Source organism: Pseudomonas sp. UBA6562, from assembly GCF_002434265.1.
In the GTDB taxonomy this organism is placed as follows: domain Bacteria; phylum Pseudomonadota; class Gammaproteobacteria; order Pseudomonadales; family Pseudomonadaceae; genus Aquipseudomonas.
Genome location: NZ_DJJS01000006.1, coordinates 530,789 through 547,434 on the forward strand (window position 1 = coordinate 530,789; position 16,646 = coordinate 547,434).

Consider the following 16,646-nt stretch of genomic DNA (forward strand, 5'->3'; position numbering starts at 1 on the left):
CCGGTTTTTTGTGCCTTGGAAAACAGTCCGGGCCGGGCGCCTACTGAATCTCCTCCGGCGTCACCACCACCCAATTCTTGTCGGCCGTCACCGGCAGCCCCTCCTTGGCCTGGGCCGCAGCGTTCTTGGCGATCATGCCGTTGAGCTGGTCCAGGTACTTGGCCTTGCGGTTTATCCACAGGTGGACGCCGCCTTTGCTCACGTCCACCCCGTGGAACAGCATGTAGCCATCGCTCGAGGGCGTGTCGCCACCGACCAGTACCGGGCGCTTCCACTGATCGATGTAAGTGAGGATGGCGGCCTGTTTGCCGGCCATCCAGGTGGCCGGCGTCCACAGGTAAGGGGTCAGTTCCAGGTCTTGGTTGGCCTGGGCATCGTAGTGGCCGGCGGCGATCTGCTTGCGCGCGGTGGTCAGGCTGCCGGAGGCGCGGTCCTTGAGCAGCAGGCTGACGCCGATGACGTTCTGCGGTTTGACGTTGTAGCCGTACTGCGGATCGGAGGCGACCATGCGTACCAGCTCTTCGCTGGCAGCACTGACCACATAGACGTCGATGCCGTTCTCCATCAACTTGTTGTACAGCTCGGCCTGCCCGACGAAGACCTTGGGCGGCTGTACGTCCATGGATTTGACCTGATCGCCTTCGAAGTAGGTAGTGGGAATCGGCTTGCCCGAGGCCATCAACTCGTCGACCTGCACCTTCAGCGCCTTGAGGGTGAAACCGGAGAACACCTGCGCGACCCACGGGTAGCAGACCATGTCGTCGATCTCGCACAGCCGGTAGTAGTAGCTGAACAGGCTCTCCTTGTGCTCGGCGCTGTCCTTGAAGGCGATGGGCTTGAGCGAAGGGTCGAGCTTGTCGCGGGTCAGCAGCCCCTTGTTCTCCATGAACGGCAGTAGCGCCTCTTCGAGGTCGTAGCGGTAGCTGGTGTTGTCCATGTCGAAGACCGCGTAGTTACCTTTGTTGGCGTTGGCGGCGATCATCGCGTCCAATTGCTTGGCGGCCTCGACCGGCCAGTGCTTGAGTTCGGTCGCCGCCCAGGTACTGGCGCTGAGCATCAGGGCAAGACCGCCGATCAGGTAGTTCGAAACAGGCATCGTGAGGCGCTCCAGAGGCATGGGCGCTAAAGACTAGACCGCTTGTGTGACGAACGAGGATCGCATCGCCACAGTTGTCGCGGACGCATCAGGCGTGTCGTTATTTCCAAAACGACTATCGAAATAACATTTGGGTATAAATTCCTGTGTTTTCAGCCTGTTAGCATTCGCGATTGCCTTCGCTCATGCCAGCGTCGGCCACGTCTCGCTCGAACTGGAGCCCCAATGAATCTTCCGCTGTCTCTCAACCTGCTGGCGTTCCTCGCGCTGCTGCTGGGTCTCGCGCAGACCCGCCGCACCGACTGGAGCCTGGCGAAAAAAGTGTTGCTGGGCCTGGTGCTCGGCGTGCTGTTCGGGCTGGTGCTGCACACCCTCTATGGCGCCGGCCACCCCGTGCTCAAGGCCACCATCGGCTGGCTCGACCTGGTCGGCAACGGCTATGTGGGCCTGTTGCAGATGATCGTCATGCCGCTGATCTTCGCCTCGATCCTCAGCGCCGTGGCGCGCCTGCACAATGCCTCGTCCCTGGGCCGGATCAGCGTGCTGAGCATCGGCACGCTGCTGATCACCACGGCCATCGCCGCCCTGATCGGCATCGTGTTGACCAACCTGTTCGGCCTCACCGCCGACGGCCTGATCGCGGGTGTGCAGGAAAGCGCGCGGCTGCAAGCCATCCACAGCGACTATGCCGGCAAGGTCGCCGACCTCAACATCCCGCAACTGCTGCTCTCGTTCATCCCCAGCAACCCGGTGGGCGACCTGGCGCGGGCCAAACCGACCTCGATCATCAGCGTGGTGATCTTCGCCGTGTTCGTCGGCATGGCCGCCTTGCAGCTGATTCGCGACGACGCCGAGAAAGGCGGCCGGGCGCTGTCGGCCATCGATACCCTGCAAGCCTGGGTGATGCGTCTGGTGCGCCTGGTGATGAAGCTCACGCCCTATGGTGTGCTGGCGTTGATGGCCAAAGTGGTGGCCAGCTCCAACCTGGAAGACATCCTCAAACTGGGCAGCTTCGTGCTGGTGTCGTACCTGGGCCTGGGGCTGATGTTCGTGGTGCACGGTGTGATCCTCGCCGCCACCGGCGTCAGCCCGCTGCGCTTCCTGCGCAAGGTCTGGCCAGTGCTGACCTTCGCCTTCACCAGCCGCTCCAGCGCCGCCAGCATTCCGCTGAACATCGAGGCGCAAACCCTGCGCCTGGGCGTGCCGCAGTCGATCGCCAGCTTCAGCGCCTCGTTCGGCGCCACCCTGGGCCAGAACGGTTGCGCCGGGCTGTACCCGGCCATGCTGGCGGTGATGGTCGCCCCCACCGTGGGCATCGACCCCTTCGACCCGCTATGGATCGCGACCCTGGTGGCCATCGTCACCCTGAGCTCGGTCGGCGTGGCCGGTGTGGGCGGCGGCGCGACCTTCGCGGCGCTGATCGTGCTGCCGGCCATGGGGCTGCCGGTAGAACTGGTGGCGCTGCTGATCTCGGTGGAACCGCTGATCGACATGGGCCGCACTGCGCTCAACGTCAACGGTTCGATGACCGCAGGCATGGTCACCAGCCAATTGCTCAAGCAGACCGACACGCAGGTGCTGGCCAGCGAAGAGCGGGCCCAGCTCAGCCACGTCTGACCCTGCCCGGGCGCGCCCTCACGGCGTGCCCAAGCCCTCCTGCAGCAGCTCGGCGAACGCCTTGGCCATCGCCGAGCCGCCTCGCTCGCGCTGCACCAGCCACACGGCGGTGACCGCCGCTTCGTCCAGCAAGGTGCGGTACACCACGCCCTCGATGCGCATGCGCTGGAACGACGCCGGCAGCACCGACACCCCCAACCCCGCCGAAACCAGGCCGATGATGGTCATCGCCTCTCCAGCTTCCTGGGCGAAATGCGGGCTGAAGCCGGCACTGCGCGCCAGGCTCAGCAACTGCGCATGCAGGCCGCTGCCGTAGCTGCGCGGGAAGAACACGAACGGCTCGTCGGCCAATTGCGCCATGTACAGCCCAGCCTCGCTGCCGGCCGCCAGGGGATGGGACGCGTTGATCACCGCCACCAGGGGTTCGCGCAGCAGCTCGGTGGCGACCAGCCCTTCGGGCAGCGGCATCGGCCGCATCAGGCCTACTTCGATGGATTCGTCGAACACCCCTGCCGCCACGTCGCGGCTGCTCAGCTCCTTGAGGTTCAGGTGCACGGCAGGGAAGCGCTGGCGAAAGGCATGCAGCGCCTTGGGAATCTTCGACGTGAACGGCGCCGAAGAGGTGAAGCCGATCTTCATTTCGCCCAGCTCGCCCAACTGCGCGCGGCGGGCGACGTCGGCCGCTTTCTCCACCTGAGCCAACACTTGCCGCGCTTCTTCGAGAAACAAGCGCCCGGCTTCGCTCAGCTCGACGCGGCGGTTGGTACGCTCGAACAGGCGTGCGCCCAGCTCCTGCTCCAATGCCTGGATCTGCTGGCTCAGCGGCGGTTGGGAAATGCCCAGTTGCTGTGCGGCGCGGCCAAAGTGCAGTTCCTCGGCCACGGCGATGAAATAACGTAGATGACGCAGTTCCATGCTCGCCCTCCGAATAGGTCGCTAAAGCTCTTAAATAGGTCGAACAATATATTGGAAGTAATCATTAGCCAGCTATATGCTTTTTCCTACTGCATTGGCAGCCATCGCTACTTGAGGTCCCCGTTCCGTGAAACCCGCTGTCGCGCCCCTATCCACCCGCCCCGCAGTTGCCCAGGCCGAGCCGCACCCTTCGTTGTGGATCGAAAAAGGTACCCCCGCTTTCATGCGCACCGTGCTGGCGCTGTTCAGCGGCGGTTTCGCGACGTTCGCGCTGCTGTATTGCGTGCAGCCGATGATGCCGTTGCTGTCGCACGAGTTCGCCATCAACGCGGCGCAGAGCAGCCTGGTGCTGTCGATTTCCACCGCGACGCTGGCCATCGGCCTGCTGATCACCGGCCCCATTTCCGACCGCGTCGGGCGCAAGCCGGTGATGGTCTTCGCCCTGCTGTGCGCGGCGCTGGCGACCTTGGCCAGCGCCGTCATGCCGACCTGGGAAACGGTGCTCGCCACCCGCGCGTTGGTGGGCCTGTCGCTCAGCGGGCTGGCGGCCGTGGCGATGACCTACCTCAGCGAAGAAATCGCGCCGCAACACATCGGCCTGGCCATGGGGCTGTACATCGGTGGTAACGCCATCGGCGGCATGAGCGGCCGGCTGATCACCGGGGTGCTGATCGACTTCGTCAGCTGGCACACCGCCTTGTTGGTGATGGGCGGCCTGGCCCTAGTGGCGGCGCTGGTGTTCTGGCGGGTGCTGCCCGAATCGCGCAACTTCCGCGCCCAGTCGCTCAAGCCGCGCACCCTGCTCGACGGCTTCGTGCTGCACTTCAAGGACGCCGGCCTGCCTTGGCTGTTCCTCGAAGCCTTCCTGCTGATGGGCGCTTTCGTCACGCTGTTCAACTACATCGGCTACCGCCTGCTGGCGGGGCCGTACCACATGAATCAGGCGCTGGTGGGCTTGCTGTCGGTGGTGTATCTGTCGGGCATCTACAGCTCCGCGCAGGTCGGTGCGCTGGCCGACAAGCTGGGCCGGCGCAAGGTGTTCTGGGCCAGCATCCTGGTGATGGCGGCGGGCATGGCGTTGACCATGATGGCGCCGTTGACGCTGATCGTGGTCGGCATGCTGATCTTCACCTTCGGCTTCTTCGGCGCGCACTCGGTGGCCAGCAGCTGGATCGGCCGCCGGGCGCTACGGGCCAAAGGGCAGGCGTCGTCGCTGTATCTGTTCAGCTATTACGCCGGCTCCAGTGTGGCGGGTACGGTGGGCGGGGTGTTCTGGCACCACTATGGCTGGAACGGTATCGGCCTGTTCATCGGCAGCCTGCTGGCGGTCGCGCTGGGCATCGCCGTCCACCTGAGCCGCCTGCCACCCAAAAGCTGAGCGTCATAGCCACATGCGGCGCACGATGGCGTGCCCGCGCCATTGGTGCAGGCACACGGCGGCGATGTGCAACAGCACGACGGCCGCCAGGGCGAAACAACTGGCGATATGCAGCGTGAACCAGCGTGCGTGCCAAACGGCGTCGAACGCTGGCCCTGGAATCTGCCACCAGCCAAACACATCGATGGCGTGGTCCATCATCAATACGCCCGATAGCAGAACCACCGCTGTCAGCCAATAAAGCGCTTGGTGCGCGACATGGGCCGCCAGGCGGCCCAAGGGGTTCCGATCGATGCTGGCGGGGACTGGCTTGAACGCGCGTACCACACAGCGCAGTACGAAGATCGGGATATACAGGGTGGTAGCCGACACATTCACCCAGCCCACCCACGTACGGATGGCTTCATCGACTTCGGCATAGGCCACATAGAAACCGCTGACCAATACCCAAAGGATGACGGCCGCCGATATCCAATGCAGCAGCACCTGCTCCCAGCTGTAACGCTCCATCTCGCTTGCGCTCATGCCAATTCCTCGTAAACGGTGCGCACGCTGTGAGCTGCGCCGTCGAACGGCGCCAACACGGCACAGGGCGCGTGGGCCAATGGCGCGGCAGCTTATGAGGAGTGGTCGATGTGGGCCGTAGGGGAAAATAACTTCGCAGGAGGGATTGTTCGCCAGCTGGTGAAAACCCCTTGCCAGCCCATTGCAGACTGGCAAGGCGCGCATAGTGGCGAGCTTCAGCCGTGGTACTGGGCCGACAGCTCGTGCACCGCTTCGATGAACACGCCGGCATGGGCCGGATCGACTTCCGGCGTGATGCCATGGCCGAGGTTGAACACATGGCCGCTGCCCTGGCCGTAGCTGGCCAGGATGCGCGCCACTTCCTTGCGGATCGCGGCAGGGTTGGCGTACAGCACGGTCGGGTCCATGTTGCCTTGCAAGGCCACCTGGCCACCGACCCGGCGCCGCGCTTCGCCGATGTCGCAGGTCCAGTCCAGGCCCAGGGCATCGGCACCGGCGTCGGCGATGCTTTCCAGCCACAGGCCGCCGTTCTTGGTGAACAGGATCACCGGTACCTTGCGCCCGTCGTGTTCGCGGATCAGGCCGCTGACGATCTTGCGCATGTAGGCCAGGGAGAACTCCTGGTACGCCGCCGAAGACAGGTTGCCGCCCCAGGTATCGAAGATCTGCACGGCTTGCGCGCCGGCCAGGATCTGCCCGTTGAGGTACGCGGTGACCGACTGGGCGAGCTTGTCGAGCAGCAGGTGCAGCGCCTCCGGCGTGTCATAGGCCATGGCCTTGATCTTGCGGAAGTCCTTCGACGAGCCGCCTTCGACCATGTAGGTGGCCAGGGTCCAGGGGCTGCCGGAGAAGCCGATCAGCGGCACGCGGCCGTCGAGCTCGCGGCGGATGGTGCTGACTGCGTCCATCACATAGCCCAAGTCTTTCTGCGCGTCGGGCACCGGCAGCGCTTCGATGTCGGCCAGGGTACGCACGACCTTCTTGAAGCGCGGGCCTTCGCCGGTTTCGAAGTACAGGCCCAGGCCCATGGCGTCGGGGATGGTGAGGATGTCGGAAAAGAGGATCGCGGCGTCGAGCGGGTAGCGCTCCAGCGGCTGCAGGGTGACTTCGCAGGCGAACTGCGGGTTCATGCACAGGCTCATGAAATCACCGGCCTTGGCGCGGCTGGCACGGTATTCGGGTAGGTAGCGACCGGCCTGGCGCATCATCCAGACAGGGGTGACGTCCACGGGTTGCTTGAGCAGGGCGCGCAGGAAACGATCGTTCTTCAGGGGAGTCATGTCGGCATCCGAAAACAGAGTGTGGGCATCTTGTCAGACGCCAACGCAAAAGGCACGGATGGGACGGGGGGTTTCGTCTGTTGGGTGCGCTGGATCAAGGGGTGGCAGGAGGCAGGAGCGCCGAACCGGGCGCTCCCGCACGAGCCGCATCAGACCTCCAGGTAATCCAGAATCCCTTCGGCGGCGGTGCGGCCTTCGAAGATGGCTGTGACCACCAGGTCCGAGCCGCGCACCATGTCGCCGCCGGCGAAGATCTTCGGGTTGCTGGTCTGGTGCTTGAAGCGGCCCTGCTCGGGCGCGACCACACGGCCTTGGCTGTCGGTCTGGATCTCGAACTGCTCGAACCAGGGCGCGGGGCTTGGGCGGAAACCGAAGGCGATGACCACGGCATCGGCCGGCAGGATCTGCTCGGAACCAGGGATCGGCTCGGGGCTGCGACGGCCACGGGCGTCGGGCTCGCCCAGACGGGTTTCGACCACTTTGACGCCTTCGACCTTGTCTTCGCCGACGATGGCGATCGGCTGGCGGTTGTAGAGGAATTTCACCCCCTCTTCCTTGGCGTTCTTCACCTCTTTGCGCGAGCCGGGCATGTTCGCCTCGTCGCGGCGGTAGGCGCAGGTGACGCTGCTCGCACCCTGACGGATCGAGGTGCGGTTGCAGTCCATCGCCGTGTCGCCGCCGCCGAGCACGACCACGGTCTTGCCCTGCATGTCGACGAAGTCTTGCGGCGACTTCTCGAAACCGAGGTTGCGATTGACGTTGGCGATGAGGAAGTCCAGCGCGTCGTGCACACCTGGCAGGTCTTCACCGGGGAAACCGCCTTTCATGTAGGTGTAGGTGCCCATGCCCATGAACACCGCGTCGTACTCGGCCAGCAACTGTTCGAGGGTGACGTCGCGGCCCACCTCGGTGTTGAGGCGGAATTCGATGCCCATGCCGGTGAACACTTCGCGGCGGTTGCTCAGCACGCTCTTTTCCAGCTTGAACTCCGGAATGCCGAAGGTCAGCAGGCCGCCGATCTCGGGGTTCTTGTCGAACACCACCGGGGTCACACCGGCGCGCACCAGCACGTCGGCGCAGCCCAGGCCGGCCGGGCCGGCACCGATGATGGCCACGCGCTTGCCGGTCGGCTTGACCTGGGACATGTCCGGGCGCCAGCCCATGGCGAATGCGGTGTCGGTGATGTACTTCTCGACCGAGCCGATGGTCACCGCGCCGAAGCCGTCGTTCAGGGTACAGGCCCCTTCGCACAGACGGTCTTGAGGGCACACGCGGCCACAGACTTCGGGCAGGGTGTTGGTCTGGTGCGAGAGTTCGGCGGCCGCGAGGATGTTGCCCTCCGACACCAACTTCAGCCAGTTGGGAATGAAGTTGTGCACCGGGCACTTCCACTCGCAATACGGGTTGCCGCAGCCCAGGCAGCGGTGGGCCTGTTCGACCGACTGCTGCGGCTTGAACGGTTCGTAGATCTCCACGAACTCTTTCTTGCGCTGGCGCAGCAGCTTCTTCTTCGGATCCTTGCGCCCTACTTCGATGAACTGGAAGTCGTTACTCAGACGTTCAGCCATTTTTCAAAACCTCTTCACGGCAGTTGCGCGCTACACGCTGCAAGCTGCAAGACGATCACGTAAGCCGGGCGCACCCCGTGCCGCTTCTGATAGCGGCTTGGGGGCGCCACGTGCAGCTGCTCTTACTGCGGGTTGGCGCGGGTGCTGGACAGCAGTTGCTTGAGGTTGGCCGCCTTGGGCTTGACCAACCAGAAGCGCCGCACGTAGTCGTCCAGGTTCTCGGAGAGCTCGCGCCCCCACTCGCTACCGGTTTCTTCCACGTATTCGGCAAGGACACGCGCCAGATGGGTGCGGTAGGCCTCCATCGCTTCGCCACTGATGCGCTGGATTTCCACCAGTTCATGGTTCAGCTTGTCGACGAAGGAATTGTCCATGTCGAGCACGTAGGCGAAACCGCCCGTCATGCCGGATCCGAAGTTGTAACCGGTCTTGCCCAGCACGCAGACGAAACCGCCGGTCATGTATTCGCAGCAATGGTCGCCCGTGCCCTCGACCACGGTGTGGGCACCGGAGTTGCGCACTGCGAAACGCTCGCCCGCGGTGCCGGCGGCGAACAGCTTGCCGCCGGTGGCGCCATACAGGCAGGTGTTGCCGACGATGGCGCTGTGTTGCGTCTCGAACGGGCTGCCCGCAGGCGGCACGATGGTCAGCTTGCCGCCGGTCATGCCCTTGCCCACGTAGTCGTTGGCGTCGCCTTCCAGGCGCATGTCCAGGCCGCCGGCGTTCCAGACGCCGAAGCTCTGCCCGGCCGTGCCTTTGAAGCGGAAGGTCACGGGTTTGGCCGCCATGCCCTGGTTGCCGTACAGCTTGGCAATCTCGCCCGAGATACGGGCGCCGATGGAGCGGTCGCAGTTGCAGATGTCGAGGGCGAACTCGCCGCCGGCCTGGTCGCGGATGGCCGGCAGGGCCATGTCGACCATGCGTTCGGCCAGCTCGCCCTTGTCGAACGGCGGGTTGCGGTCGACTTCGCAGAACTGCGGCTTGTCGGCCGGAATGTGCGAACTGCCCAGCAACGGCGTGAGGTCCAGATACTGCTGGCGTTCGGTGTCGCCCGGCAGCACGTCGAGCAGGTCGGTACGACCGATCAGCTCGCCCAGGCTGCGCACGCCCAGCTTGGCCAGCCATTCGCGGGTCTCTTCGGCGACGAAGGTGAAGAAGTTGATCACCATGTCGACGGTGCCGATGTAGTGGTCCTTGCGCAGCTTCTCGTTCTGCGTGGCCACGCCGGTGGCGCAGTTGTTCAGGTGGCAGATGCGCAGGTATTTGCAGCCCAGGGCGATCATCGGCGCGGTGCCGAAGCCGAAGCTCTCGGCGCCGAGGATGGCCGCCTTGATCACGTCCAGGCCGGTCTTCAGGCCGCCGTCGGTCTGCACCCGCACCTTGCCGCGCAGGTCGTTGCCGCGCAGGGTCTGGTGGGTTTCGGCCAGGCCCAGTTCCCAGGGCGCGCCGGCGTACTTGATCGAGGTCAAGGGCGATGCGCCGGTGCCGCCGTCGTAGCCGGAGATGGTGATCAGGTCGGCATAGGCCTTGGCCACGCCGGCGGCGATGGTGCCCACGCCGGCTTCGGCGACCAGCTTGACCGACACCAGCGCCTGCGGGTTGACCTGCTTGAGGTCGTAGATCAGCTGCGACAGGTCTTCGATCGAATAGATGTCGTGGTGCGGCGGCGGCGAGATCAGCGTCACGCCGGGCACGGCGTAGCGCAGTTTGGCGATCAGGCCGTTGACCTTGCCGCCCGGCAGTTGCCCGCCTTCGCCCGGTTTGGCGCCCTGCGCCACCTTGATCTGCAGCACTTCGGCGTTGACCAGGTACTCGGGGGTGACGCCGAAGCGGCCGGTGGCCACCTGCTTGATCTTCGAGCTGCGCACGGTGCCGTAGCGCGACGGGTCTTCGCCGCCCTCACCGGAGTTGGAGCGCGCGCCCAGGCGGTTCATGGCTTCGGCCAGGGCTTCGTGGGCCTCGGGCGACAGCGCACCGAGCGAGATGCCCGCCGAGTCGAAGCGCTTGAGGATGGCTTCCAGCGGCTCGACCTCGGCCAGGTCCAGCGCCTGTTCGGCGACCTTGACCTTGAGCAGGTCGCGGATCATCGACACCGGGCGCTTGTCGACCAGCGCGGTGTATTCCTTGAAGCGGGCGAAGTCGCCCTGCTGCACGGCCGCTTGCAGGGTGTTGACCACGTCGGGGTTGTAGGCGTGGTATTCGCCGCCGTGCACGAACTTGAGCAAACCGCCCTGCTGGATCGGCTTGCGTGCGCTCCAGGCTTCGGCGGCCAGCAGTTTCTGGTCGTTTTCCAGGTCGACGAAGCGCGCGCCCTGGATACGGCTCGGCACGCCCTTGAAGCTCAGGTCGACCACTTCGCTCGACAGGCCGATGGCCTCGAACAGCTGGGCACCGCGGTAGGAACCGACGGTGGAAATGCCCATCTTCGACAGGATCTTCAGCAAGCCCTTGGAGATGCCCTTGCGGTAGTACTTGAACACTTCGTCCAGATCGCCCAGCACCTCGCCGGTGCGGATCAGGTCGGCGAGCACTTCATAGGCCAGGTACGGGTACACGGCCGAGGCACCGAAGCCCAGCAGCACGGCAAAGTGGTGCGGGTCGCGGGCGGTGGCGGTTTCCACGAGGATGTTGCTGTCGCAGCGCAGGCCTTTTTCGGTCAGACGGTGGTGCACCGCGCCGACGGCCAGGGCGGCATGCACCGGCAGACGGCCCTGGGCGATCAGACGGTCGCTCAGCACCAGCTGGGTCTTGCCGCCGCGCGCCGCTTCTTCGGCCTGGTCGGCGATGTTGCGCACGGCCGCTTCAAGGCCGAGGCTGGCGTCGTAGTTGAGGTCGATGTGCTGGCGCTCGAAGCCCTCGCGTTCGAGCGTCATCAGCGTGCGCCACTTGGCGGGCGAGATGACCGGCGAGCTGAGGATCACCCGCGAGGCGTGCTCGGGGGATTCCTGGAAGATGTTGCGCTCGGCGCCCAGACAGATTTCCAAGGACATGACGATCGCTTCGCGTAGCGGGTCGATCGGCGGGTTGGTGACCTGGGCGAACTGCTGGCGGAAGAAGTCGTAGGGCGAGCGCACGCGCTGCGACAGCACGGCCATGGGCGTGTCGTCGCCCATCGAGCCGACCGCCTCCTGGCCCTGCTCGCCGAGCGGGCGCAGCACCTGGTCACGCTCCTCGAAGGTGACCTGGAACATCTTCATGTACTGCTTGAGCTGGTCGGCGTCGTAGCTGGCCACGCCCTCGTCGCCTTCCAGGGTCCCCTGGATGCGCGTGGCGTGCTGGCGCAGCCAGCGCTTGTAGGGGTGGCGCGACTTCAAGCGGTTGTCGATCGCGTCGGTGTCGAGGATCTGCCCGGTTTCGGTGTCGACGGCGAAGATCTGCCCTGGGCCTACGCGGCCCTTGGCGACGACGTCTTCGGGCTGGTAGCCCCACACGCCGATTTCCGAAGCGATGGTGATGTAGCCGTTCTTGGTGGTGACCCAACGCGCCGGGCGCAGACCGTTGCGGTCGAGCAGGCACACCGCATGGCGGCCTTCGGTCATGACGATGCCGGCCGGGCCGTCCCACGGCTCCATGTGCATGGAGTTGTATTCGTAGAAGGCGCGCAGGTCGGCGTCCATGGTCTCGACGTTCTGCCAGGCCGGCGGCACCAGCATGCGCACGCCGCGGAACAGGTCGATGCCGCCGGTGACCATCAGTTCGAGCATGTTGTCCATGCTGGAGGAGTCCGACCCCACGCGGTTGACCAGCGGGCCGAGTTCTTCGAGGTCGGGGATCAGGTCGTTGGCGAACTTGGTGCGCCGGGCCATGGCCCAGTTGCGGTTGCCGGTGATGGTGTTGATCTCGCCGTTGTGCGCCAGGAAGCGGAACGGCTGGGCCAGCGGCCATTTCGGCAGGGTGTTGGTGGAGAAGCGCTGGTGGAACACGCAGATGGCGGTTTGCAGGCGCTCGTCGCCGAGGTCTGGATAGAAGGCCGCGAGGTCGCGCGGCATCATCAGGCCTTTATAGATGATGGTCTTGTGCGAAAAGCTGCAGATGTAGTGGTCGCTGTCGTGGGCGTTGGCCACCGACGAGCGACGACGGGCGCTGAACAGCTTGATGGCGAAATCCTGATCGCTCAGCCCTTCGCCACCGATGAACACCTGCTCGATCTGCGGCAGACGCTCCAGGGCCAGACGACCCAATACGCGGGTGTCGATGGGGACTTTGCGCCAGCCGACCAATTGCAGGCCGGCCGCCTGGATCTCGCGGTCCATGTTGGCGCGCGCGGCTTGGGCTTTGACTGGGTCTTGGTTGAAGAACACCATGCCCACGGCATATTGCTTGGGCAGTTCGACCGCGAAATGCTGCTGGGCCATGGCCCGCAGGAACTGGTCGGGCTTCTGCATCAGCAGGCCGCAACCGTCGCCGGTCTTGCCGTCGGCGTTGATGCCGCCGCGGTGGGTCATGCAAGTCAAGGCTTGCATGGCGGTTTGCAGCAGGTGGTGGCTGGGCTCGCCCGTCATATGGGCGATCAGGCCAAAACCACAGTTGTCCTTGAATTCTTCGGGGCGGTACAGACCTGTTTTCATAGACACTTTCTCACCAGGTTCGCCTCTCGACGAAGGCTAAACTCTTCTTAGAACAATCACTTGGCCGCCACTCTGGTCGATTGCCAGCTTTTTTCGTGGGGTCATTGAAATCCATTGTTGCACAGCGACAGTAACGCCCACAAATTTTCATGACTCTTCATTGAAAATTTATGTCGCTAATTTGAATGTTTTTGCTCGAATAGCCCGGGTCGGGCACGGCAAGGCCTGAAACGCTTCAGTCGGGAGCTGCGTGGAGGCTTGTGGCCGGCAGTCTGGGACGGAAAAGCCTGCCGCATGTGCATGCAGCAGGCTTGGAGGATTCAGGCGTCGCTCAGCAACTGGGCGGCGGGGTGGAGCCGCCCGGAAGGATCAGCGGGCCGAGGCCAGCTCTTGTTGGACGCTGGCGACGGAACGAGGCCAAGGTTTACCAGCCTGGACCTTGTCTGGCAAGTTCTTGATAGCGGCAACGGCGGCGTCGCGGTTGGCGAAGTTGCCGTAGGTGACCACGTACAGCGGCTTGCCCTGCAAGGTTTTCTTGAAGTAGCGGTACTCGCCGCCCTGGGCCTTGACGAACGCCTGCGCCGAGGCTTCGGAGCTGGTGCCCAGAATCTGCACGACGTAGTTGCCGGCCTTCTGGCCGCTGTACCAGCTGCTATTACCATTGCCACCGGTGGCCGCGGCAGGCTTCTCGGCGGGTTTGGCGACAGGCGCGGCCTTGGCGACTTGTACCGGTGCCGATGGCTGCGCCGGCTTGGCGGCTGGGGTGGCAGGCTTGGTGGCCTGAGCGGTCTGGGCCGGCTGGGTCACGACCGGCTTGGGCGCAGGTGCGGTGGTCACAGGTTGGGCTGGCGTTGGCGCCGGCCCGGCGGCCATGCCCTGGGGTGGCGCGGTGGTGGTGACCGTCGGCGGATTGGACGGCTGCAGCGTAGTGTCGCTGGCAGGCCCACCTTCTTCGCCGTCGCCCATGCCGGCGGCTTCGGCCAAGGGTTCGCGCATGACCGGCTGCTGGCCGCCCAGCGGCAGCGGCTTGGTGGTGCCGGAAAATTCGATGGATGGGTTGCCCGCTGCATCTTGCTGCTGGCTCTGGGCGACCGGTTCTTCGGTCGGCTTGTCGCCCTTCTTCGGCATCAGGACTGCGGCGGCGACCGCAACCACGACGACGGCGGACAGCGCCAGGACATGTTTCTTCGGCATAGTGAACCCCATGGTTGGTCGCTTCACCGCAGTGCGGCTGGCGATCATGGCTTCGATCAAGGTATCGCGGGCGACCTGGTTGATAGCGCCAGGCCAGCCGTCCGAGTTTTCATGGATATCGGCCAACTGTTCACGGGTGAACACGTCGATACCTCGGCCTGCGCCTTCCAGACGCTGCTCCAGGTATTCGCGGGTCTCGTCTTCGCTGTACGGCTCCAGCTCGATGACATGGAAGCGTTCTTCCTCGGCACTGAATTCGTCGAGGCGCGCGATCAGCGACGGCTCGGCGAACAGAAACACGTGGGGACGACCTTGAGAGACACCGGCGGCCAACTCCAGCAACGCTTGGAGTGCCGACTCGTCGAGTTGTTCCGCATCGTCCACCAGCAGATAGACTTCCTGGCCGGTCTGCGCCAATTGCACGACCTTGGACAGGATGGCCTGGACTTCGACCTTGGCCACATTGAGCGATTGCGCCACCTGCCCCAATACGCTGGCGGCATCCGCCGCGCCGCGGGCGGAGACCACCACGCTCTGCACCGACTGTTTGTTGGTGCTGGCGACCAGCGCCTGGCGCAGCAGGGTCTTGCCACTGCCCAGGGGGCCGGTGACCACCAGCAGCAGGTGGCTGTAACGGGCCAGGTGGTGCAGTTGGCCCAGCACCGGCTTGCGCTGGGCTGGGAAGAACTTGAAGCCTGGAACCCGCGGTGCGAAGGGATCGTGGCTCAACTGGTAATGGTCGAGGAAGGCCTCGTCGGCATGCAAACTGGTCATTGCGCTGTCACAACCTCAAAGCTGGGACACGATGGCGCGGTAATCCGCCGCCAGGGTGGCCTGGAGAATCTCTGTCGGATAGTCGTCGGTCACTACGGCTTCGCCCATGCGGCGCAGCAGTACCAAGCGCAGACGTCCATCCAGCACCTTTTTGTCGACCGCCATGTGTTGCATGAAATCGGCAGGGGTCATTTCCGAAGGGGGCACCACCGGCAGCCCGGCAGCCTGCATCAGGCGGATGCCGCGGTCGCGCTCGGCGCGCTCGATCCAGCCCAGGCGCATGGACATCTCCAGCGCCATGACCGTCCCGGCCGCCACGGCTTCGCCATGCAGCCACACACCGTAGCCCATATGGGTTTCGATGGCGTGGCCGAAGGTGTGGCCGAGATTGAGCGTGGCGCGCACGCCCGACTCGCGTTCGTCGGCGCCCACTACCGCTGCCTTGGCTGCGCAGGAGCGGCCGATGGCTTCGGTCAGCGCGAGCGGGTCGAGGTCGCGCAGGGCCGGCATGTGCCGTTCGAGCCAGGTGAGGAAGGGTTCGTCGCAGATCAGGCCGTACTTGATGACCTCGGCCAGGCCGGCGGACAACTCGCGCGCGGGCAGGGTCTTGAGGCTGGTGGTGTCGATCAGCACGGCGTTGGGCTGGTAGAAGGCGCCCACCATGTTCTTGCCCAGCGGGTGGTTGATGCCGGTCTTGCCGCCGACCGACGAGTCGACCTGGGACAGCAAGGTCGTGGGCACCTGGATGAAGTCGACGCCGCGCTGATAGCACGCCGCTGCGAAGCCGGCCATGTCGCCGATCACGCCGCCGCCCAGGGCCACGACCGTGGTCCGACGGTCGTGCCGCGCGGTGAGCAGGGCATCGAAGATCAGTTGCAGGGTTTCCCAGTTTTTGTGCGCTTCGCCGTCGGGCAGCACCACCGGCAAGACCTTGTAGGCGCCCAGTGTCTGGGTGAGGCGTTGCAGATACAGCGGCGCGACGGTGTCGTTGGTGACGATCGCCACTTGCCGTCCGGCGATGTGCGGCGCGAGCAGTTCGGACTGGTCCAGCAGACCCTCGCCAATATAGATCGGGTAGCTACGCTCGCCCAGGTCGACCTTCAATGTCTGCATGTATCCCCACAAGTTGTAGTGCGCGGTATCGCCCAGGCGACTCGCGCGATAGCGTTTGACCCGTCCTGGCAGTGGCCGCCGAGCATAGACCCGGCTTACCGGGGCGGCAACTTTTCAAGGCGCTCGAGGATGTCGAGCACGACCATGCGCGGTGGCCGTTCATCGGTTTCCACGATAACGTCCGCGATCTCGCGGTAAAGCGGGTCGCGCAGCTCGAGCAGGCTGCGCAGCGTGGCTTCGGGATTGCTGGTGCGCAGCAGCGGCCGGTTGCGGTCACGGGCGGTGCGCCCGACCTGCTGCTCGACCGAAGCATGCAGATAGATGACCCGGCCGCCCTTGCGCAATGCGGCGCGGTTGGCATCGCGCATCACCACGCCACCGCCAGTGGCCAGCACCACGCCTTCGAGTTCGCAGAGTTCGCAGATCATGGCCTGCTCGCGATCGCGAAAACCCGGTTCGCCTTCCTTGTCGAAGATCCACGGAATATTGGCACCTGTGCGCAATTCGATTTCCTTATCGGAATCTTTGAACAACAGGCGCAATTCTTTGGCCAACAAGCGTCCGATGGTGCTCTTTCCAGCGCCCATGGGGCCTACAAGTATCATATTTCGCACAGGA

Annotated in this window: 11 protein-coding genes; 2 read left to right on the forward strand and 9 right to left on the reverse strand. The window is 64.7% G+C overall.

Annotated features, from left to right (window positions below; genetic code table 11):
- Positions 1–40 precede the first annotated feature (40 nt).
- The gene (locus B4M43_RS09915) at positions 41–1,057 is read right to left on the reverse strand and encodes a haloacid dehalogenase-like hydrolase (RefSeq protein WP_414707834.1); all 1,017 of its coding nucleotides are present in this window, start codon (positions 1,055–1,057) and stop codon (positions 41–43) included.
- 264 nt (positions 1,058–1,321) lie between these two features.
- Here B4M43_RS09915 and B4M43_RS09920 point away from each other — a divergent pair, with 264 nt between their 5' ends.
- Positions 1,322–2,713, forward strand: a complete 1,392-nt coding sequence (locus tag B4M43_RS09920) for an L-cystine transporter (RefSeq protein WP_296266548.1) — start codon at positions 1,322–1,324, stop codon at positions 2,711–2,713.
- Between the two features lie 18 nt (positions 2,714–2,731).
- Here B4M43_RS09920 and B4M43_RS09925 read toward each other — a convergent pair whose 3' ends face one another.
- Positions 2,732–3,628: a LysR family transcriptional regulator gene (locus tag B4M43_RS09925; RefSeq protein ID WP_296266550.1), complete on the reverse strand. Its 897-nt coding sequence runs from the start codon at positions 3,626–3,628 to the stop codon at positions 2,732–2,734.
- Between the two features lie 127 nt (positions 3,629–3,755).
- On the opposite strand from B4M43_RS09925, the gene B4M43_RS09930 reads away from it, so the two are divergent.
- Complete coding sequence (locus B4M43_RS09930) at positions 3,756–5,006, forward strand: MFS transporter (RefSeq protein ID WP_414707827.1); 1,251 nt, start codon at positions 3,756–3,758, stop codon at positions 5,004–5,006.
- Between the two features lie 3 nt (positions 5,007–5,009).
- Here B4M43_RS09930 and B4M43_RS09935 read toward each other — a convergent pair whose 3' ends face one another.
- From B4M43_RS09935 to aroK, 7 genes are all read right to left on the reverse strand, one after another.
- Positions 5,010–5,531: a cytochrome b gene (locus B4M43_RS09935; protein ID WP_296266552.1), complete on the reverse strand. Its 522-nt coding sequence runs from the start codon at positions 5,529–5,531 to the stop codon at positions 5,010–5,012.
- Between the two features lie 215 nt (positions 5,532–5,746).
- Entirely contained in the window at positions 5,747–6,811 is a 1,065-nt protein-coding gene (gene hemE, locus B4M43_RS09940) for a uroporphyrinogen decarboxylase (protein WP_296266554.1), read from the reverse strand.
- Between the two features lie 149 nt (positions 6,812–6,960).
- The gene (locus B4M43_RS09945) at positions 6,961–8,379 is read right to left on the reverse strand and encodes an FAD-dependent oxidoreductase (RefSeq protein ID WP_296266556.1); all 1,419 of its coding nucleotides are present in this window, start codon (positions 8,377–8,379) and stop codon (positions 6,961–6,963) included.
- 122 nt (positions 8,380–8,501) lie between these two features.
- Positions 8,502–12,947, reverse strand: coding sequence for a glutamate synthase large subunit (gltB, locus tag B4M43_RS09950; RefSeq protein ID WP_296266558.1), 4,446 nt, complete (start codon positions 12,945–12,947; stop codon positions 8,502–8,504).
- 369 nt (positions 12,948–13,316) lie between these two features.
- The gene (locus tag B4M43_RS09955; protein WP_296266559.1) at positions 13,317–14,915 is read right to left on the reverse strand and encodes an AAA family ATPase; all 1,599 of its coding nucleotides are present in this window, start codon (positions 14,913–14,915) and stop codon (positions 13,317–13,319) included.
- Between the two features lie 15 nt (positions 14,916–14,930).
- A complete protein-coding gene (gene aroB / locus B4M43_RS09960) occupies positions 14,931–16,028 on the reverse strand; it encodes a 3-dehydroquinate synthase (RefSeq protein ID WP_296266561.1) in 1,098 nt (365 codons plus the stop codon).
- A gap of 95 nt (positions 16,029–16,123) precedes the next feature.
- On the reverse strand, positions 16,124–16,642 hold the full coding sequence (aroK, locus tag B4M43_RS09965; RefSeq protein WP_296266563.1) for a shikimate kinase AroK: 519 nt from the start codon (positions 16,640–16,642) through the stop codon (positions 16,124–16,126).
- Positions 16,643–16,646: the final 4 nt, after the last annotated feature.

Coding starts and splice junctions, on each gene's coding strand:
- B4M43_RS09915 (WP_414707834.1), bottom strand. CDS start 1,057: ATGCTCAGCGCCAGTACCTGGGCGGCGACCGAACTCAAGCACTGGCCG.
- B4M43_RS09920 (WP_296266548.1), top strand. CDS start 1,322: ATGAATCTTCCGCTGTCTCTCAACCTGCTGGCGTTCCTCGCGCTGCTG.
- B4M43_RS09925 (WP_296266550.1), bottom strand. CDS start 3,628: ATGGAACTGCGTCATCTACGTTATTTCATCGCCGTGGCCGAGGAACTG.
- B4M43_RS09935 (WP_296266552.1), bottom strand. CDS start 5,531: ATGAGCGCAAGCGAGATGGAGCGTTACAGCTGGGAGCAGGTGCTGCTG.
- hemE (WP_296266554.1), bottom strand. CDS start 6,811: ATGACTCCCCTGAAGAACGATCGTTTCCTGCGCGCCCTGCTCAAGCAA.
- B4M43_RS09945 (WP_296266556.1), bottom strand. CDS start 8,379: ATGGCTGAACGTCTGAGTAACGACTTCCAGTTCATCGAAGTAGGGCGC.
- gltB (WP_296266558.1), bottom strand. CDS start 12,947: ATGAAAACAGGTCTGTACCGCCCCGAAGAATTCAAGGACAACTGTGGT.
- B4M43_RS09955 (WP_296266559.1), bottom strand. CDS start 14,915: ATGACCAGTTTGCATGCCGACGAGGCCTTCCTCGACCATTACCAGTTG.
- aroB (WP_296266561.1), bottom strand. CDS start 16,028: ATGCAGACATTGAAGGTCGACCTGGGCGAGCGTAGCTACCCGATCTAT.